Source organism: Planomonospora sp. ID91781 (genome assembly GCF_015711595.1).
GTDB classification, from domain to species: domain Bacteria; phylum Actinomycetota; class Actinomycetes; order Streptosporangiales; family Streptosporangiaceae; genus Planomonospora; species Planomonospora parontospora.
The window spans coordinates 871012-894789 of sequence record NZ_JABTEY010000002.1; the positions used below are offsets into that span (position 1 = coordinate 871012).

Annotated in this window: 19 protein-coding genes; 8 read left to right on the forward strand and 11 right to left on the reverse strand. The window is 74.8% G+C overall.

Going from position 1 to position 23778, the window contains the following annotated elements; translation table 11 throughout:
- Window positions 1-9: 9 nt before the first annotated feature.
- The 6 genes from HS048_RS38245 to HS048_RS23255 form a co-directional block, all read right to left on the reverse strand.
- Entirely contained in the window at window positions 10-135 is a 126-nt protein-coding gene (locus tag HS048_RS38245; RefSeq protein WP_255529728.1) for a hypothetical protein, read from the reverse strand.
- A gap of 106 nt (window positions 136-241) precedes the next feature.
- Window positions 242-4921, reverse strand: coding sequence for a cation-translocating P-type ATPase (locus HS048_RS23235; RefSeq protein ID WP_230881850.1), 4680 nt, complete (start codon window positions 4919-4921; stop codon window positions 242-244).
- An 88-nt stretch (window positions 4922-5009) separates the two neighbouring features.
- Window positions 5010-5426 (reverse strand): hypothetical protein, encoded by a 417-nt coding sequence (locus HS048_RS23240; protein WP_153054252.1) that lies wholly within the window; start codon window positions 5424-5426, stop codon window positions 5010-5012.
- 184 nt (window positions 5427-5610) lie between these two features.
- Window positions 5611-6354 (reverse strand): polyprenol monophosphomannose synthase, encoded by a 744-nt coding sequence (locus HS048_RS23245; protein ID WP_068897398.1) that lies wholly within the window; start codon window positions 6352-6354, stop codon window positions 5611-5613.
- The gene (gene lnt, locus HS048_RS23250) at window positions 6354-8087 is read right to left on the reverse strand and encodes an apolipoprotein N-acyltransferase (protein ID WP_196468662.1); all 1734 of its coding nucleotides are present in this window, start codon (window positions 8085-8087) and stop codon (window positions 6354-6356) included. Before lnt ends, HS048_RS23245 begins: the two co-directional genes overlap by 1 nt.
- 682 nt (window positions 8088-8769) lie before the next feature.
- Window positions 8770-11100 (reverse strand): ATP-binding domain-containing protein, encoded by a 2331-nt coding sequence (locus HS048_RS23255; protein ID WP_196468663.1) that lies wholly within the window; start codon window positions 11098-11100, stop codon window positions 8770-8772.
- A 219-nt stretch (window positions 11101-11319) separates the two neighbouring features.
- Here HS048_RS23255 and HS048_RS23260 point away from each other — a divergent pair, with 219 nt between their 5' ends.
- The 6 genes from HS048_RS23260 (at window position 11320) to HS048_RS23285 (ending at window position 18154) form a co-directional block, all read left to right on the forward strand.
- On the forward strand, window positions 11320-12540 hold the full coding sequence (locus HS048_RS23260; protein WP_196468664.1) for an ROK family transcriptional regulator: 1221 nt from the start codon (window positions 11320-11322) through the stop codon (window positions 12538-12540).
- A 121-nt stretch (window positions 12541-12661) separates the two neighbouring features.
- Window positions 12662-14005 (forward strand): ABC transporter substrate-binding protein, encoded by a 1344-nt coding sequence (locus HS048_RS23265; protein WP_196468665.1) that lies wholly within the window; start codon window positions 12662-12664, stop codon window positions 14003-14005.
- 6 nt (window positions 14006-14011) lie between these two features.
- Window positions 14012-14950: a carbohydrate ABC transporter permease gene (locus HS048_RS23270; RefSeq protein ID WP_196468666.1), complete on the forward strand. Its 939-nt coding sequence runs from the start codon at window positions 14012-14014 to the stop codon at window positions 14948-14950.
- Window positions 14947-15843, forward strand: coding sequence for a carbohydrate ABC transporter permease (locus HS048_RS23275; RefSeq protein WP_068897402.1), 897 nt, complete (start codon window positions 14947-14949; stop codon window positions 15841-15843). The genes HS048_RS23270 and HS048_RS23275 overlap by 4 nt, the downstream gene beginning before the upstream one ends.
- Window positions 15840-17102 (forward strand): 6-phospho-beta-glucosidase, encoded by a 1263-nt coding sequence (locus HS048_RS23280; protein ID WP_068897403.1) that lies wholly within the window; start codon window positions 15840-15842, stop codon window positions 17100-17102. The genes HS048_RS23275 and HS048_RS23280 overlap by 4 nt, the downstream gene beginning before the upstream one ends.
- Before the next feature lie 80 nt (window positions 17103-17182).
- Complete coding sequence (locus HS048_RS23285; protein ID WP_196468667.1) at window positions 17183-18154, forward strand: N-acetylglucosamine kinase; 972 nt, start codon at window positions 17183-17185, stop codon at window positions 18152-18154.
- A 117-nt stretch (window positions 18155-18271) separates the two neighbouring features.
- On the opposite strand, the gene HS048_RS23290 is transcribed toward HS048_RS23285, so the two are convergent.
- A complete protein-coding gene (locus HS048_RS23290; protein ID WP_196468668.1) occupies window positions 18272-18739 on the reverse strand; it encodes an Lrp/AsnC family transcriptional regulator in 468 nt (155 codons plus the stop codon).
- Window positions 18740-18966: 227 nt separating this feature from the next.
- Between HS048_RS23290 and HS048_RS23295 the strand changes: the two genes are divergently transcribed.
- Together HS048_RS23295 and HS048_RS23300 are read left to right on the forward strand one after the other, a co-directional pair.
- Complete coding sequence (locus HS048_RS23295) at window positions 18967-19305, forward strand: helix-turn-helix transcriptional regulator (RefSeq protein ID WP_068897405.1); 339 nt, start codon at window positions 18967-18969, stop codon at window positions 19303-19305.
- Window positions 19302-19787 (forward strand): SRPBCC family protein, encoded by a 486-nt coding sequence (locus HS048_RS23300; RefSeq protein WP_068897406.1) that lies wholly within the window; start codon window positions 19302-19304, stop codon window positions 19785-19787. Before HS048_RS23295 ends, HS048_RS23300 begins: the two co-directional genes overlap by 4 nt.
- Before the next feature lie 148 nt (window positions 19788-19935).
- On the opposite strand, the gene HS048_RS23305 is transcribed toward HS048_RS23300, so the two are convergent.
- The 4 genes from HS048_RS23305 to HS048_RS23320 all read right to left on the reverse strand — a co-directional run bounded on the left by HS048_RS23305 (window position 19936) and on the right by HS048_RS23320 (window position 23695).
- On the reverse strand, window positions 19936-20568 hold the full coding sequence (locus HS048_RS23305; RefSeq protein ID WP_068897487.1) for a maleylpyruvate isomerase family mycothiol-dependent enzyme: 633 nt from the start codon (window positions 20566-20568) through the stop codon (window positions 19936-19938).
- 130 nt (window positions 20569-20698) lie between these two features.
- Complete coding sequence (locus HS048_RS23310) at window positions 20699-21964, reverse strand: RNA polymerase sigma factor (protein WP_196468669.1); 1266 nt, start codon at window positions 21962-21964, stop codon at window positions 20699-20701.
- A gap of 4 nt (window positions 21965-21968) precedes the next feature.
- Complete coding sequence (locus HS048_RS23315; RefSeq protein ID WP_068897408.1) at window positions 21969-22319, reverse strand: YciI family protein; 351 nt, start codon at window positions 22317-22319, stop codon at window positions 21969-21971.
- 233 nt (window positions 22320-22552) lie between these two features.
- Window positions 22553-23695 carry an acyl-CoA dehydrogenase family protein gene (locus tag HS048_RS23320; RefSeq protein ID WP_196468670.1) on the reverse strand — a complete coding sequence of 381 codons (1143 nt, stop codon included), beginning with the start codon at window positions 23693-23695 and terminating at the stop codon, window positions 22553-22555.
- Between the last annotated feature and the right edge of the window lie 83 nt (window positions 23696-23778).

A 23778-nucleotide genomic window follows, 5' to 3' on the forward strand; every position in this document is an offset into this window, starting at 1 on the left:
GCGAGGCGCTCAGGCCGCCCGCGCGGCGAAGCGGCGCGCCACGAAGGCGACGAGCGCCTCGACCAGCCGCATGGTCAGCACCTCGATCACGATGACCGCCGCCTTGGCGAGAAGGGATGACAGGAAGTCGCTCATGGGAACCCCCAGGGGTCGGAGCCGCTCGGGGCCGGGTCCGCGGACCGCGTTCCCGGCCGGGTTCGCAGCCGGGTCCGCGGCGTGGAACCGGCCCGCGCGTGCTTTCTCATTCCTCCCGGCCGATGGCGGGCGCCGCCGGGCCGACCGGCCCGGCGGCGGCGTCCTCCCGCCGCCGGGCCGCGGGCTGACCGCCGCGCAGCAGCCGCTCGGCCGCCGCCCCCAGGACCGTGGCGACGGCGGCGCCGCCGAGGCCGATGGACCACCCGAGGGGCCCGAGAGGGCGTGAACCGAAGAACCGGCTGACCCCCGGGGTCGAGACGACGAGGCCCAGGACGGCGAGGGAGGCCAGCGCGGCGAGTACGACCACCGGGTCCCGCCCTCCTTTGGCGAGGGTCTGCAGCAGCTGCGCCGCGACCAGGGCGACCAGCCCGATCGTGTCCGCCCGCCCGCGGGTTCCGGTCAGCCGGCCGGCCAGCCAGGCCGCCGCCGCGGCGGCCGCGGTGGTGACGGCCCGCAGGTGGATGTCGCGGGTCAGGGAGGCGCCGAGCGAGCCCTCCGGCCCCTCGGCCATCAGCCGCTCCGGGCTCGCCGCGGCGGAAGGCCGTACGGCCACCACCAGGGCGGGCAGCATGTCGGTCAGCAGGTTGACCAGCAGCAGCTGCCGGGCGTTCAGCGCGCTGCGGCCGGTGAGCAGGTTGGAGCCGACCGTGAAGGCGATCTCGCCGATGTTGCCGCCGAGCAGGATGCTCAGGGAGTCGCGGACCGAGCTCCACATGGACCTGCCCTCGATGATCGCGTCGACGATCGTCTCGATGCGGTCGTCGGTCACCACGACGTCCGCCGCCGTCCGGGCGGCCGGCGTGGCGCGGGAGCCGAGGGCGATCCCGACGTCCGCCGCGCGGATCGCGGGGGCGTCGTTGGCCCCGTCGCCGGTGACCGCCACGGTCTCGCCCGCCTGGCGCAGGCAGGAGACGATCCGTGTCTTGTGCGCCGGGGTGGCGCGGGCGAACACCGCGACCTCGGGCAGCGCCTTCGTCAGGATCTCGTCGTCGACGTCGTCCATCTCGGGGCCGGTCATGACGCGCAGGCCGTTCAGCACGCCGAGCTCGGCGGCGATCGCCTCGGCGGTGCTCGGGTGGTCCCCGGTGACCATGACGACCCGGACGCCGGCCCGGGTCAGGTGCCCGACGCTCTCGGCGGCGGCGGGCCGCACCGGGTCGGCCAGGCCCAGGAAGCCGAGGAAGCACAGCCCGCCGACCCGGGACCCGTCGAGGTCGCGCCGGTCGGAGGCGGGCCGCTGGGCCACCGCGAGCACCCGGTGGCCCTGCCGGGCGAGCGCGTCGACCTCCCGCTCCAGCTCCAGCCTGAGCTCCTCGCCGAGGGGGACGGCCCTCGCGCCCCGGAGCACCGTCGTGCACCGGTCGAGCACGATCTCCGGGGCGCCCTTGACGCTCAGCAGGTGCCCGGAGCCGCTCACGCCGAGCACGGCGTGGTAGCCGCGTTCCGGTTCGAAGGGCAGCTCGTCGACCCGCCGCCAGGCGGTCAGCCCCTCCTCCGGGGTCACCCCCAGCCGATGGGCACCGTCGACGACGGCGCGGTCGGTGGGATGGGCGATGACCCTCCCCTCGCCCGCGCGGGGGCTCGCCCGCAGCGCCGCGGCGACGATCGGCCGCAGCCCGGCCTGCGGCTCCTCGACGGAGTACCCGGTGCGCCCGTCGGAGACGCGCCGCAGCGTGATGCGCCCCTCGGTGAGCGTTCCCGTCTTGTCGAAGCACAGGACGTTCACCCGGCCCAGCGCCTCGATCGTCGAAGGGTTGCGCACCAGCGCGGCGCGCTTCGACAGCCGCCGCGCGGCGGCCAGCTCCGCGACCGTGGCGATGAAGGGCAGCCCTTCGGGAACGGCCGCCACGGCCAGGCTCACCGCGGGCGCGAGCCCCGCCGCCAGCGGGCGCCCGCGGAGCAGGTCGACGGCGAGCAGGGCGAGACCGGAACCGGCGGAGAGCGGCAGGATCCTCCTGCCCAGCTCACGCAGCCGGAGCTCCACCCCGGTCGGCGGGCGCGGCCCCGCGGCCAGCCTGGCCCCCCGGCCCGCCTCGGTCGCCCCGCCCGTCGCGACGACCACCGCGTGCCCCCCGCCCGCGGCCACCGTCGTGCCCTGGTAGAGCATGCAGCTGCGTTCGGCGACGGCGGACGCCACCGTGGGCGCCGCGGTCTTGGCGACCAGCTGCGACTCCCCGGTGAGCGGCGACTCGTCGACCTCCAGGCCCGTCGCGTCCAGCACCCGGCAGTCGGCCGGTACGGCGTCGCCGGCGCGCAGCTCGATCACGTCGCCCGGGACCAGCGCCGCCGCGGAGGTCCGCGTGTGCCCGCCGGGCCGGCGCAGCCGCACGGGGACGGAGGAGTCCTCGGTGAGGCGGCGCAGCGCCCGGTCGGCGCTGACCCGCTGCGCCCCGCCCACGAACGCGCTGACGACCGTCACCCCGCCGATCAGCAGCGCGTCTAGTACCGAGCCGATCAGCGCGGACATGCCCGCCCCGGCCGCCAGGACCGGCGTCATGGGGTTGGCCAGTTCCTGTGCGGACGCGCGGACCAGCGAGCGCGGCCCCCCTCCGGGCCGCTCCTCCTCCCCCGCCGCCTCCGTCCTGCGCCCGGCGGCGTCCTCCTCGGCGATGCCGTCGGACGAGGAGCCGAGCCGGGTGAGGACGTCGGCGGCCGACATGGCGTACCAGGGCGTGCCGTCGGCGCGGACCGGGACCGGCGTCCGCCCGGCGGCGCGGCCCGACAGCTCTCCCAGGGCGAGCGCGGCCAGCGAGACGCAGTGGCTCACCAGGTGCGCCCGGCGGGAGGACGCCGCCTCGGGTCCGGCGACGGCCAGCAACGCGCCGACGCCCGCTCCGGCGACGCCGAGCCGTACGCTCCGCCGGCTCGTCCTGGCGGCCTCCGGCAGGCAGCTCAGCAGCAGGTGGGCTCCCTCGAGATCGCCGAGCACGTCCGCGTCCCAGGGCACGCGGCCGGGCCGGTCCGCCACCCCGATGCCGAGGTCGGCCCGGGCCAGCGCGTCGCGCAGGTCCCGGGACCCGCCCCGCGACACCACGGCGACGGCGTGCCCCCCGGCCTGGAGCGCGCGGATCGCGGCCGCCGTCCGCGCTCCGCCGGGAGCGATCCGGCGGGCCGGGAAGCGCGCGGCGAGACCGCGGTCCCCTCCCGCCAGCAGTACGGTGCCCGCGGCCCCGGCGGCGGCGACGAGCGCCTCGGCCAGCGGGTGGAGCTCCCGCGCCAGCGCGGCGACGGCGACCGGCTCGCCCCGCAGGGTCACGGTCACGGGCCTCAGCCCCCGGGCGCGCCAGGCCTGGATCTCCCGGGCGGCCGGCCCGCCCGTGCCGGTCGCCGGTCGGACGGCCCACTCCCCGTCCTCCCGGCGCGCGCCGGGATCGCCCGGGTCGAGCAGGGCGTGCAACCGCGCGTGCAGCGTGCCGTCGTCCACCCGGCCCGCGCCGTCCCCGCCGGTTCCGTCTTCCCCGCCCGCGCCGTCCCCGCCGGTTCCGTCTTCCCTGCTCACGCCGTCCCCGCCGGCTCGGTCGGCCCCGTCCGCGCGGTTCCTCCCGCCCGCCGCGCCGTACGGGTCACCGGCCGGGTCCGCGATCCGCAGGACGCGCTCGACCGTCCACGCGCCGGTCAGCAGGACCGCCGCGTCGAGGACGACCGTGTCGACGCGGTCCATGCGGCGCAGGGCGTGGCGGTCGAGCACCACCGCGCCGCGTCTGCCCAGGGCGCGGGCGACCGCGCCCGCGAAGGCGTGGCGGCCCAGCTTCGCCTGCTTGGGCGTGGCCGCGACCATCATGGCGTGGCTCCGGCGGCCGCTGCGGCTGAGGAGTCTCGTCGCGGCGTAGGCTCCCAGCGTCACCGGGGCCGCGACGTCCGCGTACCGCTCGATCGGGCCCCGGGGCAGGGGGGCCGGGCGCGGGAGCGACGGCTTCGCGATGTGGCGGTAGGCGCCCCCGACGCGGGCCAGGTCCTGTTCCAGCCTCCGCCAGGCGCACCGCGCGGCGCGCGCCTCGGCGTAGTGGACGACCGACCCCGCCGCGTGGACGAGCAGTGCCGACGGGCTCAGGGCGAGCGTCTGGCCGACGAGGTGGCCTACGGTGAACAGCGTGTCGGTGGCCGGACGGCCGATCCGGCGGTTCAGCTCCTCCCGGACGACCGGGGTGGAGTCCGCCAGGTGCAGCAGGGCCGGCACCGCCGGGGACAGCCTCGGCAGCCGCACCGCCTTCCCGGCGAGCGCCAGCCCGGCCCCGGTCAGCTCCGCGCAGAGGCGGGCCGCGGCGCGTGCGTGCCGCTCCGCCACCCGGACCCGGGGCCGGTGCGGGCCTCCGCCGCCGGTGTCCGGCTCCGGGTCCGCGTCCGGTCCGGTGACGGCCGGGTCCCCGTCCGGTCCGGTGACGGCCGGGTCCCCGTCCGGTCCGGTGACGGCCGGGTCCCCGTCCAGTTCGGTGACGATCGACAGCAGTTCCTCGTGGCCGGACCGGTCCGCACCGGTGCCGACGAAGACGCAGCCGAGGGCGCCGTTGACCTCCGCCCGCTCGACTCCGTCCACCGCGCGCAGCCGTGCTTCGAGCCGCCGCGCGGCCGTCTCCGTGCCCGGTCCGCCGATCACGTGCAGGTCGATCCGGACCCCGCCGGGGCAGGCGCGCACGCGGCGGGAGCGGGGCAGGACGCCCGAGAGCACGTCCGGTACGACGTCCCGGAGGACGTCGGCGGGGACGGCGAGCAACCGTGACAGGAACATTCACTCTCCAGCGGACCTGGATTCTGCGGGCGGGAAAGGCCGGGCCGCGGCGTCGCGGCCCGGCGAGCGCGTCGTCACGGCGCCGTGGTCACACCGGCGCGCGGAGGTTCTCCCCACCGCCGTTCCGGGAGCGCCGGGCGATCACCGTTCCGACGCCGATGGCGGCCGCCACGGGCCACTCGATCAGGCCGAACGCGGCGAGCGCGCCGAGCCCCCCGTAGTAGGCGAGGCGTTCCCGCGGCGGGAGCGCGGGCAGGAACGCCCTGGCGGCCCCGACGACGCGGCCGACCTCCCGCCCGCCGACCCGCGGCGGCCGGAACTCCAGCGTGATCATGGGCAGGGTCAGGGTGAGCGCCCCGGCGGCGCGCCGCTCCCCCGTGAGCCCCACGGGGTCCACGCACTGCACGGTTTCCATCGGCTTCGCCGCGGGCTTTCGCCCGGCCGTACCGGCTCCGGACCGTGCGCGCTCGCGCGGCCGCCGGGTGGTCTGAGCGGTATCCGTCATGGCCCCTTCTCTCAAAGAGTCGGGGGGCGCTCTCCATGGTGTGGGCCGGAGGGCGGAAGGTCCTCCGGCCGCCGGTACGTGACCCTGAGGTCGTTCCTGTATCTTCCGCCGGTCCGGCCCACCGAAACGTGCGCGCCAGATCCGGCCGCGGACCGGCCGGCGCACGCACTGGCGGGCGCGCGGACTAGCGGGAGCGGCGCAGCCTCCGCGGCAGGCCGGTCACGCCCCACAGGGTGACCCGCCACAGCGCCTCGGCGATGACGTCCCGGCTCATCTTGCTGGCGCCGACGGTGCGCTCCACGAAGGTGATCGGCACCTCGGCGACGCGCAGCCCGTGGCGGACCGTGCGCAGGGTCAGGTCCACCTGGAAGCAGTAGCCCTGCGACTCGACGTCGTCCAAGCCGATCTTCTCCAGGGTGGAGGCCCGGTAGGCGCGGAAGCCCGCGGTGGCGTCGCGGACCGGCATGCCGAGCATCATCCGGGTGTAGACGTTCGCGCCGCGGGACAGGAACTCCCGCGAACCGGGCCAGTTGACCACCTTGCCGCCGGGCACCCAGCGGGACCCGATGGACAGGTCGGCCCCGTCGGCCAGCGCGTGCAGCAGCTTGGGCAGCTCTTCCGGCTGGTGGGAGCCGTCGGCGTCCATCTCCACGAGCACGTCGTAGCCCTCGGCCAGGCCCCAGCGGAACCCCGCGATGTAGGCGGCGCCGAGCCCCTGCTTGCCGGGCCGGTGGAGCACGTGGACGTGGTCGTCCTCGGCCGCCAGCGCGTCGGCGATCTCACCGGTGCCGTCGGGGCTGGCGTCGTCGGCGACCAGCAGGTGCGCCTCGGGCACCGCCGCGCGGATCCGCTCGACGATCACGGGGAGGTTCTCCCGCTCGTTGTACGTCGGGACGATGACGAGCACCCGGCCGACCATCCGCTCCATCACACGTCTCCCACCTGCTGATCGCCACTGCGTGTCACCGGACGCGCCGGGACGCGTCGCCGGAGGACCGGAACCGCGGCCAGCGCGGCCGTACCCACCAGTATCAGGGCCCACTCGGGTAGCGCGCCAACCCTGGTGGCCACCGTCTCCCGCGTGCGGACCGGTATCTTCAGCACCGCCATGTCCTGGACCAGCTCGCGGGTCCGCCAGACCACCTCGCCCTCCGGGGTCACGGAGGCGGAGATGCCGGTGATCGCGGCGGTGACCACCGCCCGGTTGTGCTCCACGGCGCGCAACCGGGACATGGCCAGCTGCTGGGCGGGCAGGCCGGTCAGCGCGTAGGTCGCGTTGTTGGTCTGCACCACCAGCGGGCTGGCGCCGGTCCGGACGGTGCCGCGGACGACGCCGTCGAAGGCCACCTCGTAGCAGTTGACCGCTCCGACGGTGACCGGCCCGAGCCTCAGGTCGCCGTCGCGGGTGCCGGGCACCGACTGCTTGCCGACCAGGCCGGCCCGCTCGAACAGGGCGAGCACGAGGTCCTGCATCGGGGTGAACTCGCCGAACGGCACCAGCTTCTGCTTGTCGTAGTAGGCACCGGGGCCGGTGACCGGGTCCCACACCAGGCTGCGGGTGGCCCGGTGCTTCTCGCCGACGCCCACCACGGCTCCGACCAGGACGGGCACGCCGACGTCCCTGACCGCGGCGTCGATCTCGGCGCGGGCCGTCTCGCTGCGGTAGGGGTCGATGTCGGTGGAGTTCTCCGGCAGCACCACCACGTCCGGCCGGGCCATCGCGCCCTCCCGTACGGCCCGCGCCATCTCGTGGAGCTTGCCGGTGTGGTTGCGCAGGACCACGGCGGGCTCGTCGCCCAGCGGGGTCATCCCCCGGCCGGGCACGTTGCCCTGGATCACCCCGACGGTCACGCTCCTGCCCTCGTCGCCGGGGCGGGGCACGGCGAAGGCCGCGGCCGGGACGGCCAGGGCCCCGGCGAGCGGCAGAGCGATGGGCAGGGCGATGGGCAGCGCCGCGGAGCGGGCGGAGGACCGGACGGGGAGCCGCTCGGCGGGCGGGACGGGAGCCGGAGCGGCCGCCGGGACCGCCGGCGGGGCGCCCGCCCGGTCGCGGCGTCCCGGAGGACCGGGCGCACGCAGCGAGGCGAGGGCGAGCAGCCCTCCGCAGAGCACCACCGCGAAGCTGACCAGCGGCGCTCCGCCCAGCGCCGCGTACGGCGTGAAGACCGACCCGCCCTGGCTGAAGGCGACCCGCGCCCAGGGGAACCCGCCGAAGGGGAAGGTCCCCCGCGCCCACTCCATGGCCACCCAGAGCGCGGCGCTCCACAACGGCCACAGGGGCAGCCGGACGACCAGGGCGGTGCCGGCGGCCCAGGCGGCGTAGAAGAGGCTCTCCAGGGCGATCAGGCCCAGCCAGGCGTCCACCCCGATGGGTGTGACCCAGTGCAGACCGGGGCCGAGGAAGGCGAGCCCCCCGGCGAAGCCCAGCCAGGCGGCACGGCGGGGGCGGGCGCCGTGCACGGCCCGGATCACGAGGGCCGCGCCGAGCGGAGCCAGGAACCAGAACCCGAGGGGAGGGAAGGCGAGGAAGAGCAGCAGGCCGCCGGCGGCCACCGCGGCCGTCCGGCCGAGCGGGTCCCGCCACCGGGGACCGCCCGGGGCGTCCTCACGCGACGCCGCCGGGGGAGCCCCCGGCGGAGGGGCCGTCTTCTCCTGCACCACGGGGGGCTCCTTGCGGACGTCGGACCTGGCCGGACCTGGTTGGACCTGCTAGGCGAACGCTACCCCCGACACGGCAGCGGGGTGACCTCCAGGGCGGACGGATGCCCTGGGGATCACCCCGACACTTGCAGTCGCCGGCACGGGAGCGGAAAGAGTGCCCGGACGAACCCTTCGGACCGGTTCCGTCCCGTCGGCGGCGGGCGCGGATTGCCGTTGTCTACTGGGTGCCCAGGCCCCTCCCGGGTCCGTTCCCCCCGCCCGGTTGGGGTGCCCCGACCCGACTGACCAGCGGTCCTGCGCCTGGCTGTACGGGCGGAGTCACGCTCCGCCGCGGGGCGAGGAACCGGTGATGTCGGAGGCGGCCAACCGGCCAGTCCCGTACTGGACTGGGCAGCAAAACTACCGGCCTCAGCTCAGATGTCAACCTCGTCACCAACTGCGGAAACATCCCGTTTCCGCAGCTAGCGCAGTCCGGCCGAGGAGCCTTCGGCCTTGCTCCGGATCCGGGCGGCCGCCCGCCGCGGGCGGCCGCCCGGCTTCCGGAGCGCGGACGGTCTCCCGGCCCGGCTTCCGGGGCGCGGACGCCCTCCGATCGGCCGGCCCGGCACCGTCCGGGCCGGTCCCGGGTGGGCCGGTCCCGGGTGGGCCGGTCCCGGGCGGGGAGTCCCCGCGGCCCGGCGGCTCAGCCGTCTCCGCGCCGCTCGAGCCCGGCGAGCGGTGCGGGGAGCGGGGCGCCGTGGACCACGCCGAGCCGTCGCGTCGCCCGGGTCAGTGCGACGTACAGGTCGCTCGCCCCGCGGGGGGACTCGTCCAGGATGCGGTCCGGCTCGACCACGATGACGGTGTCGAACTCCAGGCCCTTGGCCTCGGCGACGCTCAGGACCGCCGCGGGGGCGTCCAGGGCCGCCGTGCCGGGCCCGGCGACCGCGCCGTCGACGGCCCGGGTCACCGCCTCCCCCAGCTCGGCCCGGAGGGACTCGGGGACGAGCACCGCCAGGCGGCCGCCCTCGACGATCTCGGCCTTGACCACCTCGGGCAGGGACTCCAGCGGGGAGGCCGCCCAGGGCCGCTCGCCGGTCTCCCGGACCGAGGCGGGCGCGGTGAGCCCGGGACCGACCAGCGGGAGCACGGCGGCGGCCACGGCCATCAGCTCGGTGGGGGTGCGGTAGTTGACGCTGAGGTTCTCGACCCGCCAGCGCCCGCCCACGTAGGAGTCGAGCACCCGCTCCCAGGAGCGGGCCCCGGCCGCCGATGCGGTCTGCGCCAGGTCGCCGACGATCGTCATCGACCGGGTGGGGCACCGGCGCATGACCATCCGCCAGTCCATCGGCGACAGCTCCTGCGCCTCGTCCACGATGATGTGGCCGAAGGCCCAGGTGCGGTCGCCCGCGGCCCGCTCGGCGGTGGTGAGGTAGAACTCGTCGCCCAGGTGCCGGGCGGCGAACTTCTCCGCGTCCATGATCTCCGACAGGCCGGTCAGCTCCAGCACCTCCTTGGCGTAGGCGAGCTGCATGCTGTCCTCCTCGCGCGCGGCGGCGCGGGCGGCGGCCTGCTCCTCCTCGGCCATCCACGCCCCGGCCCGCAGCACCCCGGGATCGATCTCGCCGAGCAGCTCGGCGGCCTCGTCCAGCAGGGCCACGTCGGCGGGCGACCACCAGCCCTCCCCCTTGCGGGGCGGCTCGCGCAGCAGCAGCGCGCGCTCGGCCGGGCTCAGCTCGGCCGCGGCGTACTCGAGCCGCTCGCGGGAGGTGAACAGCCCCAGCAGGAGCTGCTGCGGGGTGGTGTAGGGCCACAGCCGGTTCAGGGCGGCCTTCACCGGCTGCTCGGTGCGGAGCTCCTCGCGCAGGTCGGCCAGCTCGTCGTCGTCGATGACGCCCTTGCCCAGCAGCTTGGCCGCCTGCCGGGCGAGGGCGTTGAGCAGGTGGCGGACGAAGACCGCGCGGGCCTCGTTGTGGGGGCGGCGCGAGCGGGCGGCCCGGTTGCGCGCGGCCTCCAGGGTGCGGCCGTCGAGGCTGAGGGTGTAGCGGTCCAGCTTGATCTCGATCGGCCGCCGGGGCACCCGCTGCCGCTCCCGTACGGCGCGCGCCACGACCTGGACCATCCGCTCGTCGCCCTTGACCGCGGCCGTCTCGGGCCGCTCGGCGGCGGTCGCGGCGATCCCGGGGTACAGCTCGGCGACCGTGGACAGCAGCACGTCGGTCTCGCCCAGGGAGGGCAGGACCTGCTCGATGTAGCGCAGGAAGGTCAGGTTGGGCCCGAGGATGAGCACGCCCCGGCGGGCCAGCTTCTCCCGGTGGGTGTAGAGCAGGTAGGCCGCCCGGTGCAGGGCCACGACGGTCTTGCCGGTGCCCGGCCCGCCCTGCACGACGAGCACGCCGGACAGGTCCGAGCGGATGATGCGGTCCTGCTCGGCCTGGATGGTGGCCACGATGTCGCGCATCCGGCCGGTGCGGTGGGCGCCGAGCGAGGCCAGCAGCGCGGCCTCGCCGTTGAGCGTGGCCACGTCCTCGTCGCTGAGGGTGTCGAGGTCGAGCAGGTCGTCGTCGACGCCGATCACCTTGCGGCCCTTGGTCTGCAGGTGGCGGCGGCGGGTGACGCCCATCGGCGAGGCGGGGGTGGCCCGGTAGAACGGCTGCGCCACCGGTGCCCGCCAGTCGATCAGCAGGCGGCGCTGGTCGTCGTCGGCCAGGCCGATGCGGCCGATGTAGAGGGAGGTGTGGTCGGCGTTGTCGAGCCGGCCGAAGCACAGGCCGTTCTCCACCGCCCACAGCCGCGCCAGCCGCTCGGCGTACATCCCGGCGAAGCTGTCGCGCTCCGAGCGGTTCTGGTGGGTGCCGCCGCCGCCCTGGGCCAGCACCCCGTCGAGCTGCCGCTGGGTGCGGTCGCGCAACAGGTCGAGCCGCTCGTAGAGCGAGGTGACATACTCCTGTTCCCTGGCGAGCTCGATTTGACGGGTTGCCGTCGCTCCATTATCTTTGCCGCTAATAGGATACTCCGGGCCATATAAATGCATTGTGCTGGTTGTTATGACAAACCATCACCCTAGCAGGTCCGTTGAGATGTTCACATTCCCCGGGCCGCCTCCTTTCCGGCCGCCGGGCGCCCTCCGCCCCGTCACCGTCACGGCTTGGTCTCGGCGCGCCCGCCCTCCTTGACGCCCGCCTCCGGCCTCCTTAGATTCCCTTCAAGTTAGGAAACTTTCCTAACTTGAAGACGACGTCCTGGAGGGTCCGTGCCTCAGCCGACACCGGGCACCCCTAGCCTGCTGCGCGCCATCAACGACCGGGCCGCGCTCCAGGCGCTCCTGGAGCGCGGCCCGCTGACCCGCCCGGAGATCGGCGCCCTCACCGGCCTGTCCAAGCCCACCGCCTCACAGCTCCTCCTCCGGTTGCAGGAGGCGGGGCTCGTCGTGCCGGGCGGCGTCCGGGAGGGGCTGCCGGGCCGCACCGCTGAGATCTACCGGCTCAACCCGTCCGCCGCGTACGTCGCCGCGCTGGACGTCACCCGCACCCACATCGACGCCAGGGTCGCCGACATCACCGGCGCGGTGGTCGGCGAGTACCGGCAGCCCACCCCGGCCCCCCGCGGCCCCCGGGACACCGAAGAGGCCACCGAGGACGCCGTGCGCAACGTGCGCGCCGCCCTCGACGGCGCGCACGCCCCCGCCGCCCTGCGGCACGTGGTCGTCGGCGTGCAGGGCGCGCCGGACCCCGGCACCGGCACACTCGGCTACGCCACCGCCGAGGACCTGCCCGGCTGGCTGGCGCCCGGCCTCGTCGCCACCCTCGGCCGGCGGCTGGGCGTCCGGCTCTCGGTGGAGAACAACGTCAACCTGGTCGCCCAGGCCGAGCAGGCGCACGGCTCGGCCCGCGGGCACCGCGACTTCGTGCTGCTCTGGGCCGACGAGGGCCTCGGCGCGGCGCTGGTGCTCGGTGGGCGGCTGCACCGCGGCGCCACCGGCGGCGCGGGCGAGATCGGATACATGCCCGCTCCCGGCGCGCCCACCGCCCGCCAGACCGGGCGCTACGGCGACCACGGCTACCAGGCGCTCGGCGGCGGCTCCGCGGTGCTCAGGATCCTGCGCTCGTACGGCGTGCGCGGCGACGGGCCCGCCTCCGCCGTGGGCGAGGCCGTGCGGGCCGCCGGATCCGGCGGGCGGGAGGCCCCGGCGGCCCTGGCGGGCCTGCGCGACGTCGCCGGCCGCCTGGCCGTCGGCCTGGCCTCGATCACCGCGGTCGTCGACCCGGAGATCGTCGTGCTGACCGGCGGCACCCTCCTGGCCGGCGGCGAGCTGCTGCGCGGCCTGGTGGAGGAGGAACTGCACGCGCTGACCATCCCCCGGCCCCCGCTGCTGCTCTCGGCCGTCGAGGGCAACCCGGTCCTGGCCGGCGCCCTCGACCTCGCCCTCGCCGCCGCCCGCGACGAGGTCTTCAGCTCCACCTTGCCCTCATAGCCCTCTTCCTGCCGCCACCTGTCACCACCTGTCTCTGCCTGCCTGTTTCCGCTTTCCACGGAACCCTCAGCTCTCCTGATTCATCCGGTCATCCCACCCCCCGATCGAGGAGGCCACTGTCGTGAACCGACGGTTTCTCACCCTCGCCACGGCCGCCGTCGCGGCCGCGGCCCTGACCGCCTGCACCGCGGGCGACCGGAGCGCGCCGGCGCTCGGATCCCAGCCGAAACCCTCCGGGAGCGCCGCCGCGGCGCTGCCCGCGGCGACCATCGAGCTCTGGCACGGGTTCAGCGCCGACAGCGAGGTCAAGGCGTTCGAGGACGCCGTCGCCGGATTCCGGAAGAAGTTCCCGCAGATCACCGTCAAACTCACCAAGGGCGTCCAGGACGACCAGATCACCCAGGCCGTCCGGGGCGGCACGGCCCCCGACGTGGCGGCCTCCTTCACCACCGACAACGTGGCCCAGTGGTGCCGGAGCGGGGTCTTCCAGGACCTGACCCCGGTGATCGAGCAGGACGGCGTCGACCTGTCGGTGCTCCCGGCGGCCGCGCGCTCCTACACCGAGTTCGAGGGCCGGCGCTGCACGCTGCCGATGCTCGCCGACGCCTACGGCCTCTACTACAACAAGGCCCTGATGAAGGGCGAGCAGCCGCCGAAGACCCTCTCGGAGCTGACCGCGCTGGCCAAGAAGCTCACCGTCCGCGACGCCGACGGGAACATCGAGGTCGCCGGCTTCATCCCCAGCTTCCAGTACTACGAGAACTCCCCCTCCCACCTGGGCCCGATGGTCGGGGCCAAGTGGTACAACGAGGACGGCACCTCGGCCATCGGCTCCGACCCGGCCTGGAAGAAGCTCCTCACCTGGCAGAAGGAGCTCGTCGACTGGTACGGCCACGACAAGCTCGACAGGTTCCGCAAGGGCCTGGGCGACGAGTGGGGCGCCGAGCACCCCTTCCACGAGGGCAAGGTCGCGATGGCGGTCGACGGCGAGTGGCGCAACGCCATGATCGCCAACAACGCGGCGGACCTCGACTACGGCACCGCCCCGATCCCCGTCGCCGACGACCGGCCCGAGCTGTACGGCAGCGGCTTCACCGCGGGCACCGTGATCGGCGTGCCGAAGGGCGCGAAGCACCCGCAGCACGCCTGGGAGCTCGTCAAGCACCTGACCACCGACACCGGCAGCCTGGTGACGCTCTCCAACGCGCTGCGCAACGTGCCGACGACCAAGGCCGCGATGGACTCGCCCGACCTGAAGAAGGACGCGAACTTCCAGACCTTCCTCGACATCTTCAACCACCCGAAGACGAGCACGCTCCCGCCGAACGTCAACAGCGTCTTCAACCAGGAGGCCTTCACCGCCTTCCTCGTCGAGTGGGAGAAGGGCGCCGTCAAGGACCTCGACGCCGGCCTGGCCGGGGTCGACAAGCGCATCAACGACAAGCACAAGCTCTCCGGGGGCTGATCTCCGATGAGTCCCACCCCTGCGGCGCCGCCCGCCCGGCGGCGCCGCGAGGGCCTGCGGGCCCTCGTGTGGCTGTCGCCCTGGCTGATCGGGTTCGCGGCCTTCTTCCTCTACCCGCTCGCCGCGACCGTCTACTTCTCCTTCCACCGCTACGACCTGTTCACGCTGGAGTTCGTCGGCCTGGACAACTACCGCTACCTGCTGACCGACGACCGGGCCCTCACCTCGATCGGCAACACCCTGTGGCTGGTCGTCTTCATGGTCCCCGCCCAGCTGCTCTTCGCCCTGGGGGTGGCCTGGCTGGTCACCCGGCTGAAGGCGGGGGCCGGGTTCTTCCGGACCGTCTTCTACCTGCCCTCGCTGATCCCGACGGTGGCGGGCACGGTCGCGTTCGTGTTCCTGCTCAACCCGGCCACCGGCCCGATGAACCAGTTCCTGGAGCTGTTCGGGATCACCGGCCCGGACTGGTTCGGCGACAGGGACTGGTCCAAGCCGAGCCTGACCCTGCTCGGCATGTGGGGCACCGGGAACACCATGGTCATCTTCCTGGCGGCCCTGCTGGACGTGCCCAGGCACCTGTACGAGGCGGCCGCGCTCGACGGGGCGGGAGCCTGGCGGCGGTTCCGCAGCGTCACCCTGCCGACGATCTCCCCGGTGCTGCTCTTCTCGGCGGTCACCGGCGTCATCTACGCCCTGCAGTACTTCACCCAGGCGATGATCGCCGCCCGGGTCGCCTCCGGCTCCACCGACTCCCCCGGCAGCAGCTTCACCCCCGGCTACCCGGAGATGTCCACCCTGACCCTGCCCCAGTGGCTGTTCCAGATGGGCTTCCGCGACTTCTCCATGGGGTACGCGTGCGTGCTCGCGCTGCTGCTGTTCGCCGCGTCGATGCTGCTCACCCTGGTCCTGCTGCGCCGGTTCCGCGGACTCGAGGAGGTCTCGTGAGCACCGCACCCGCCACCCTCGGCCGGGCTCCGGCCTCCGCCGCCCGCCGCCCGACCGCCCGGAGCCTCCGCAGGCGGCGGACCCTGCACTGGATCGCCGTCCACTCCATCGCGATCGCGCTCGCGATCATGTTCGTCGCCCCGCTGGTGTTCATCGCGCTCACCGCGCTCATGACCGACCAGCAGGCGCTGACCAGCGAACTGTGGCCGCGCTCGTGGAACTGGGGCAACTTCGCCGAGGTGTTCGCCCGCTCGCCCCTGCTGCTCTGGATCGGCAACACGATGCTGTACGCGGGCCTGGGCACCGCGTTCATGCTGCTGTCGTCGGTCCCGGTGGCCTACGCGCTGGCCCGCTTCCGCTTCCCCGGCCGCCGGGCCGCCTTCCTGGCCGTCATCACGATGATGATGCTGCCGCCGCAGGTGGTCGCCGTACCCGTCTACCTGATCTGGGCCCGCGCGGAACTGACCGGCACGCTCTGGCCGCTGGTCCTGCCCATGCTGCTCGGCGACGCCTTCTCGGTCTTCCTGCTCCGCCAGTTCCTGCTGACGATCCCCAGGGAGTACACCGAGGCGGCCCGGGTCGACGGCTGCTCGGACCTGGCGACGCTGCTGCGGATCGTCCTGCCCATGGCCCGGCCCGCCGTCGCCGCGGTGGCGCTGTTCCAGTTCTTCTACTGCTGGAACGACTACTACGGCCCGCTGCTGTACGCCTCCACGAACGTGGACAACTGGACGCTGTCCATCGGGCTGGCGTCCTTCAAGGCCCTGCACAGCGTGCAGTGGAACCTCACCATGGCGGCCACGCTGCTCGTCATGGCACCTGTGATAATCGTGTTCTTCCTCGCCCAGAGAGTCTTCATCGAGGGCGTCACCTTGACAGGAGTGAAGGGTTGAAACTCGCCGTTGTCGGGGGCGGCTCGACGTACACGCCCGAGCTGATCGACGGGTTCGCGCGGCTGCGGGAGGAGCTTCCCGTCACCGAGGTCGCGCTGGTCGACCCGGACGGCTCCCGCCTCGAGCTGGTCGGCGGGATGGCCCGCCGGATGCTGGCCCGCGCCGGCCATCCGGCGAGGGTCACCGCGACCGCCTCGGTCCCCGAGGGGGTCGCCGGGGCGCAGGCCGTGCTCCTGCAGCTGCGCGTCGGCGGGCAGGCCGCGCGCGACGTCGACGAGACGCTCCCGCTGGAGTGCGGCTGCGTCGGCCAGGAGACGACCGGCGCGGGCGGTCTGGCCAAGGCGCTGCGCACCGTCCCGGTGGTGCTGGACATCGCCGAGCAGGTCCGCCGGCACGCGCCCGGCGCCTGGATCGTCGACTTCACCAACCCGGTCGGCATCGTCACCCGGGCGCTGCTGGAGGCCGGGCACCGCGCCATCGGCCTGTGCAACGTGGCCATCGGCTTCCAGCGCCGCTTCGCCGCCGCGCTGGGCGTCGCGCCCGAGCGGATCTCCCTGGGCCACGTCGGGCTGAACCACCTGACCTGGGAGCGCTCCGTCCTGCTCGACGGCGTGGACGTGCTGCCCCGGCTGCTGGACGAGCACGGCGAGCGGATCGCCCGGGACGTCGGCCTGGACGCCGCGCTGCTCCGCCGCCTCGGCGTGGTGCCCTCCTACTACCTGCGTTACTTCTACGAGCACGACCGCGTCGTCGCCGAGCAGCGGGCCAGGCCGTCGCGCGCGGCCGAGGTCGCGGCGATGGAGGCCCGGCTGCTGGAGCTGTACGCCGACCCGGCGGTGGACACCAAGCCCGAGCTGCTGGGCGAGCGCGGCGGCGCGTTCTACTCCGAGGCCGCCGTCGCGCTGATCTCCTCGCTGCTCGGCGACCGCGGCGACGTCCAGGTGGTCAACCTGCGCAACGACGGCGCGCTGCCGTTCCTGCCGCCCGAGGCGGTCGTCGAGGTGCCCGCGACGATCACCGCCGCCGGGGCCGAGGCCCTGCCGGTCGACCCCGTGGAGCCGCTCCACGCGGGTCTCATCGCGCACGTCACCGCGTACGAGACGCTGGCCCTGGAGGCGGCGCTGCACGGCGGCGAGGAGCGGGTCGCCGACGCGCTCCTGGCCCACCCGCTCATCGGGCAGGCCTCCCTCTCCGGCGACCTGGCCCGCCGCCTGGTCGAGGCCAACCGCCCGCACCTGCCCTGGGCGGCGGGCGCGTGAGGACCGTACCGGCCGGAGACGGCGGGCGCACCGGGAGCGGCAGGCGCACAGGGACCGTGTCGGCCGCGGGCGGCGGGCGCGTGAGGACCGTGCTGGCCGTGGACGGCGGCAACAGCAAGACCGACGTCGCGCTGGTGGCCGAGGACGGCACCGTCCTGGCCACCGGCCGCGGCGACGGCTTCCGGCCGCAGAGCGAGGGCGTGGGCGCCGCGATCGACGTGCTCCGCGACGCGGTGCGGCACGCGCTCGGCCCGCAGGCGGCCCCGCCGTTCGCCGACCACGTGGCCGCCTACGTGGCGGGCGCGGACCTGCCGGTGGAGGAGGAGACGCTCCGCGACGAGATCCTCGCCCGCGGCTACGGACGGGAGGCGGTGGTCGGCAACGACACCTTCGCCCTGCTGCGGGCCGGGGCCTCCGGCCCCTCGGGCGTGGCGGTGGTCTGCGGGGCGGGCGTCAACGCGGTCGGCGTCTCCCCCACCGGCGAGGTCGCCCGCTTCCCCGCGCTCGGCAGGATCAGCGGCGACTGGGGTGGCGGCCTCGTCCTCGGCGAGGAGGCCCTCTGGCACGCCGTACGCGCCGAGGACGGGCGCGGCCCGGCCACCGCGCTGGAACGCGCCGTGCGCGAGCACTTCGGCACCCGCACCGTCGAGGAGGTGACGCTCGGCTTGCACTTCGGCGACCTGCCCCACGCCCGGCTGCACGAGCTGGTGCCGGTGCTGATGTCGGCGGCCGCGGCGGGCGACGCGGTGGCGCGCTCGGTGCTGGCGCGCATGGCCGACGAGGTCGTCGTGCTCGCGGTCGTCGCGCTGCGCCGCCTCGGCCTGCTGGACTCCCCCGCCGAGGTGGTGCTGGGCGGCGGTGTGCTGACCGCCCGCGACCCGCTGCTGGACGCCATGATCCGGCGGCGCTTCGCCGAGCGGGCGCCCAGGGCCGAACTGGTCGTCGCCGCCCTCCCGCCCGTCGTGGGCGCCGCCCTGCTGGGCCTGGACGCCCTCGGCGCGAGCGAGGAGGCCAAGGCGCGCCTGCGCGACCGGTTCCGCGTCCCGGTCTGAGCGTCCCGGTTGAGCTTCCCGGCCTGGACGTCCCGGCTTGAGCGTCCCGGCCGGGTGTCCGGACCCGGGGCCCGCGTCGCCGCCGGGACCCGCCGGGGCGCGGCGGGCGAGCGGGACCTACGAGGGCTCCTCCGCAGGCTTCCCCATCAGCTCGGGCGCGCGGTGCTCGTACGGCGTGCTGAGCACGACGGTGGTCCGGGTGGAGACGTTGGCCGCGGTGCGGATCTGGTTGAGCAGCTCCTCCAGCGCGACGGGCGAGGCCACCCGCACCTTGAGGATGTAGCTCTCGTCGCCCGCGACGCTGTGGCAGGCCTCGATGGCGCTCAGGTGCGACAGCCGGTCGGGGGCGTCGTCGGCGGCGGCCGGGTCGATCGGCTTGATGGAGACGAACGCGGTGAGCGGCAGGCCGATCTCGTCGTAGTCCACCAGCGCCGCGTAACCGCGCACCACCCCGCGCTTCTCCAGCCGGCGCACCCGCTGGTGCACCGCCGAGACCGACAGGCCCGTCTCGCGGGCGAGGTCGGTGAAGCTCATCCGGCCGTCCTCGGCCAGCAACGTCACGATCCGGCGGTCGATCTCCTCCACCCGCCCAAGGTAGCGCGATCCCACCCGGACCATGACCAACCTCCGGTCACGATCCGGACCCGCCGTCCACCCCTCGAGACGCCGGCGGGTGCGGGCGCTCACCCGATGGAAGCCGGCCGCCGCAGGCGGACCGGGAGCCCGATCACCGCTCCTCCGTCCGGAGCCGTCACCGCCGCCGATCGATACTTAGGTATTGACCTAAGTATCGATCGGAGCCATACTCGGATGTGTGCCCAAACGAACAGGCCCGGCTCGACCAGGTCTTCCAGGCCCTGGCCGACCCGACACGACGCAAGGTGATCGAACGGCTCGCCACCGGTCCCGCCACCACCTCGGAGCTGGCCCGGCCCTTCGCCATGGCGCTCCCGTCGTTCACCCAGCATCTGGCCGTGCTGGAGCGGGCCGGCCTGGTCACCTCGGCCAAACAGGGCCGGACCCGCACCTACCGGCTCACCCCTGACACCCTCGAGATCGCCGACGGCTGGCTGGCCCGCCGACGCCACCTCTGGCAGCGCCGCCTCGACCAGCTCGACCACTTCCTCACCACCCTCAAGGAGCAGAAATGACGTTCACCCCTTACACCCTCGACCCCGACCTCGACATCCAGCTCGAGCGGGAGGTCGACGTGCCCCCCGCGCTCGTCTGGAAGGCCTGGACCACCCCCGACCTCCTCACCCAGTGGTTCGCCCCCAAGCCCTACGAGACGCCGCACTGCGAGATCGACCTGCGCCCCGGCGGGATCTTCCGCACCGTGATGCGCTCCCCCGAGGGCGAGGAGTTCGACGGGGCAGGCTGCTACCTGGAGGTGCTCCCCGAAGAGCGGCTGGTGTGGACCAGCGCCCTGGCCCCCGGCTACCGCCCGCAGCCCGGCGAGATGGCCTTCACCGCGATCATCGAGCTCCAGCCGACCGCCTCCGGCGGCACCCGCTACCGGGCCATCGCCATGCACCAGACCCCCGAGGACAACAAGAAGCACGCCGACATGGGCTTCATCGAGGGCTGGGGCGCCGCCCTCGACCAGCTCGTCGCCCTGGCCAAGACCCTCTGACGCCCTGCGCCCGATCCGCGGCGCGTCAGGGCGGCGGCTCCGGCGCCGCGGATCCGGGAGGCCCCGTCCCTCTGACCGGCCACCTGCCCGGGGCCCGGCCGGGTTCCTCGCCGTGGTCCGGATGCTTCGCCCGTCGGCCCCGGAGCCGTCACAGTGCGGCCGCCAGGCGCCCGACGCCGGAGCCGGACAGGGCCGCGAGGCCCGCAGGCCGGCCGGTGGCCACCAGGAGCAGGTCTCCCGCCGGGCCGCGCAGCTCGTCAGGCCCCTCACCGGCCGACCAGTCCAGATCGGTGGCGATCAGCCGCATGCCGCGGAACCGCTTGCGGGAACCGTAGAAGCGGCTGACGCGGGCGTGCTCGAGCGCCGCCACGACCGGTGCGGCGGGCATCCGCCGTACGCGTCCGAGCGGGCGGGCGATGTCCTGCCCGTGGACGAGCGCGTCGACGAGCGGGTCGAACGGGCTGGAGCCCGGCATGCGGTGGGACGATCCGGCGGTCTCGCGGATCTGTGCGACGAGCGCCGCCGGCGCGAACCGGGCCGCCCGCTCCCGGGCCTCGGTGGCGACCATCCTGTTGAAGTCGCCCCGTGCCCGGATCACGCCGCCGAGCGTGCCCAGGAGCGTCGAGCGGGCCGACATGCTCACGTGGGCGGCGACCTCGTGCACGGTCCAGCCCGGGCAGAGGGAGTCCGTCCGCCACTCCCGGTCGGTGAGGTCGTCGAGGAAGTCGGCGAGACCGAGCCATTCGGCCTCGGTCATCGCGAGGATCTCATCAGGTTGCATGTCCGGCTCCTTGGTCACGTCATGTGGATCGAATGTCGCTCTCCGTGGCCATCCGGTGGCGCGCCGGGGATGAGGCGGGGCGACCGGGCGCCGCCCGGACCGGATGGCTCGACGGCGGCCAGGCGCCGTCTCAGCAGGATGGCTCGACGGCGGCCAGGCGGCGGCGCAGGTGGGCTCGCTCGGGCTCGGTGCCGGCCAGGCCGAGCGCCTCGCGGTAGGCGTCCGCGGCCTCGGGGAACCGGCCGAGCCGCTGCAGCAGGTCGGCGCGGGCCGCCGCGTACGGGTGGTGGTCGCGCAGGCGCGGCTCACCGGCCAGGCCGTCGAGCAGCCTCAGACCGGCCTCGGGGCCGTCGCGCATCGCCACCGCCACGGCCCGGTTGAGCGCGACGACCGGGGAGGGCGCGAGCGCGAGCAGCACGTCGTAGAGCGCCACGATCTGCGGCCAGTCGGTGGTCGCGACGTCCGCCGCCTCGTCGTGCAGCGCGGCGATCGCGGCCTGCACGCCGTACGCGCCCGGCGGGCCGCCGCTCAGCGCGGCGAGCACCAGCTCCCGGCCCTCCTCGATCATCGTGCGGTCCCAGCGGCTCCGGTCCTGGTCCTCCAGGAGCACGAGTCCACCGTCCGGGCCGGTCCGGGCCTCGCGCCGCGCGTGGACCAGCAGCATCAGCGCGAGCAGTCCGGCGACCTCCCGTTCGGTGGGCATCAGCCGGCGCAGGATCCGCGCCAGCCGGATCGCCTCCTCGGCGAGGCCGAGCCGCTGCAGGTCCGCGCCCGAACTGGCCGCGTACCCCTCGGTGAAGATCGAGTACAGGACCTGGAGCACACCGGGGAGGCGTTCGGGCAGCTCGTCTGCGCCGGGCACGCGGAACGGGATCCGGGCCTGGCGGATCTTCTTCTTGGCCCGCACGATCCGCTGGGCCATCGTCGCGGACGGGACGAGGAAGGCCCGCGCGACCTCGGGCGTCGTCAGCCCGGCCAGGCAGCGCAGCACCAGCGCCGCGCGGTCGTCGGCGGCCAGGGCCGGGTGGGCGCAGGTGAAGAAGAGCTGCAGCCGCTCGTCGGGCAGGCCGCCGTCGGCCTCCGGGGGCGGAACGGGCCCGGCCCGCTCCGCCTCGATCTGCAGGACGGCCAGCCGGGCGGCGTAGGCCTTGTCCCGGCGCAGCCGGTCGACGGCCTTGCGCCGCGCCGTCGTCAGCAGCCAGGCACCGGGCCTGTCCGGCACGCCGCCCACCGGCCAGTGCGCCAGCGCCGCCTCGATCGCCTCGGAGGCGACCTCCTCGGCCAGGTCGAGGTCGCCGAAGCGGCGCACGAGGGAGGCCAGCAGCCGGCCGTACTCCTCGCGGAACAGCGCCTCCACCGCCGCGTCCGCTCCGGCTCCCCGGCCGTCGTCCCGCATCGCGTCAGGCCCCGAAGTCGGCGACCGGCCGCACCACGACCGCCCCGCTGCCCCACGAGCCGGGGCAGCGGGCCGCCCAGTCGAGCGCGACGTCGAGGTCGGGGACGTCGATGACGTAGAAGCCGCCCAGGACCTCCCGGGTCTCGGCGAACGGCCCGTCGGTGACGGTCCGCTCGCCGGACGGGCCGACCCGGACCGTCGTGGCGGTGACCAGGTCGGCCAGCGACTCGCCCGAGACGTGGATCCCGGCGTCCCGCACCGCCTTGTCGTAGGACATCCAGTCCTCGACGGTGCACTCGGCGGCCGCGCCGTTCTCGTCGACGGCACCCGCGTGGATGAGCAGCATGTACTTCATGGTGGTCTCGTTCCGATCCTGTCGTGTTCCCCGTACGGCGGTCGCCGTACATCATGACGACGAACGGGGGACGACCGGATCGACAGCGCCCCGGGATTTCTTCTCCGGGACGGGGCCGCCGGAGCGGTCCTCCCGGCCAGGGCCGCCGGGTGGCGGGTCCGCGCCCGCCCGGCGGTCCCCGCCCCCGCCGGAGAGCCGGAGAGGCGACCGCCGGAGAGGCGACCCGCCTCCCGTCACCCGGCCAGCGCGCGGCCGATCACGAGGCGCTGCACCTGGTTGGTGCCCTCGACGATCTGCAGGACCTTCGCCTCGCGCATGTACCGCTCGACCGGGAAGTCCTCCACGTAGCCGTAGCCGCCGAGGACCTGGACGGCGTCGGTGGTGACCTTCATGCACATGTCGGTGGCGAACAGCTTGGCCATCGCCGCCTGCGTGCCGTACGCCCGGCCCGCGTCGCGCGCCCTGGCCGCGTCGAGGTAGAGGGCGCGGGCCGCGGCGATCTGGGTGGCCATGTCGGCCAGCATGAAGGAGACGCCCTGGAAGTCGACGATGCGCGACCCGAACTGGCGGCGCTCCCTGGCGTAGGCGGTGGCGGCCTCGAAGGCCGCCTGGGCCACCCCGACGGCGCAGGCGGCGATGCCGAGCCTGCCGCCGTCCAGCGCGGCCATCGCGATGCGGAAGCCCTCCCCCTCCGCACCGAGCAGCGCGCCCGGCTCGAGCCGCACCCCGTCGAAGCGGACCTGCGCGGTCGGCGAGGAGCGCATGCCCATCTTCTTCTCCGGGGCGGCGGACGAGACCCCGGCGGTGGAGGCCGGGACGTGGAAGCAGGAGATCCCGCGCGACCCGTCGTCGGACGTGCGGGCCATCAGGGTGTAGAAGTCCGCGACCCCGCCGTGGGTGATCCAGGCCTTGACCCCGTCCACGGTGTAGCCGCCGGCGTCCGGCACCGCGCGGGTGGTCAGGGCCGCCGCGTCGGAGCCGGAGTGCGGTTCCGACAGGCAGTAGGCGCCCAGCAGCCCGCCGCCGAGCATGTCCGGCAGCAGCTCGGCCCGCTGCGCGGCGGTGCCGTAGGCCGCGACCGGGAAGCACGAGAGCGTGTGCACCGACAGGCCCAGCCCGACCGCCAGCCAGCCGGCGGCCAGCTCCTCGATCACCTGGAGGTACACCTCGTACGGCTGCGCGGCCCCGCCGTGCTCCTCGGGGTAGGGCAGGCCGAGCAGCCCGGCGCGGCCGAGGACGGTGAACACCTCGCGCGGGAAGCGCCCGGCGGACTCGTCGGCGGAGGCCCGGGGCGCGACCTCCTTGCCGACCAGGTCGCGGACCAGGTCCAGCAGGTCGTGGGCCTCGGGGCTGGGAAGGACGCGCTCGACGGACATCTCCGCACACTCCAGATCATGGGCGTGGAACAGTGGAAAAGGGTGGCAGGGATCACCGGCCACCCCGATTCTGGCATCAGCCG

Excerpts from the sequence above, each read along its gene's own strand:
- HS048_RS38245 (WP_255529728.1), bottom strand. The coding sequence starts at position 135 with ATGAGCGACTTCCTGTCATCCCTTCTCGCCAAGGCGGCGGTCATCGTG.
- HS048_RS23320 (WP_196468670.1), bottom strand. The coding sequence starts at position 23,695 with ATGTCCGTCGAGCGCGTCCTTCCCAGCCCCGAGGCCCACGACCTGCTG.
- HS048_RS23305 (WP_068897487.1), bottom strand. The coding sequence starts at position 20,568 with ATGCAACCTGATGAGATCCTCGCGATGACCGAGGCCGAATGGCTCGGT.
- HS048_RS23255 (WP_196468663.1), bottom strand. The coding sequence starts at position 11,100 with ATGCATTTATATGGCCCGGAGTATCCTATTAGCGGCAAAGATAATGGA.
- HS048_RS23315 (WP_068897408.1), bottom strand. The coding sequence starts at position 22,319 with ATGAAGTACATGCTGCTCATCCACGCGGGTGCCGTCGACGAGAACGGC.
- HS048_RS23310 (WP_196468669.1), bottom strand. The coding sequence starts at position 21,964 with ATGCGGGACGACGGCCGGGGAGCCGGAGCGGACGCGGCGGTGGAGGCG.
- HS048_RS23270 (WP_196468666.1), top strand. The coding sequence starts at position 14,012 with ATGAGTCCCACCCCTGCGGCGCCGCCCGCCCGGCGGCGCCGCGAGGGC.
- HS048_RS23245 (WP_068897398.1), bottom strand. The coding sequence starts at position 6,354 with ATGGAGCGGATGGTCGGCCGGGTGCTCGTCATCGTCCCGACGTACAAC.
- HS048_RS23300 (WP_068897406.1), top strand. The coding sequence starts at position 19,302 with ATGACGTTCACCCCTTACACCCTCGACCCCGACCTCGACATCCAGCTC.
- HS048_RS23235 (WP_230881850.1), bottom strand. The coding sequence starts at position 4,921 with ATGTTCCTGTCACGGTTGCTCGCCGTCCCCGCCGACGTCCTCCGGGAC.
- HS048_RS23240 (WP_153054252.1), bottom strand. The coding sequence starts at position 5,426 with ATGACGGATACCGCTCAGACCACCCGGCGGCCGCGCGAGCGCGCACGG.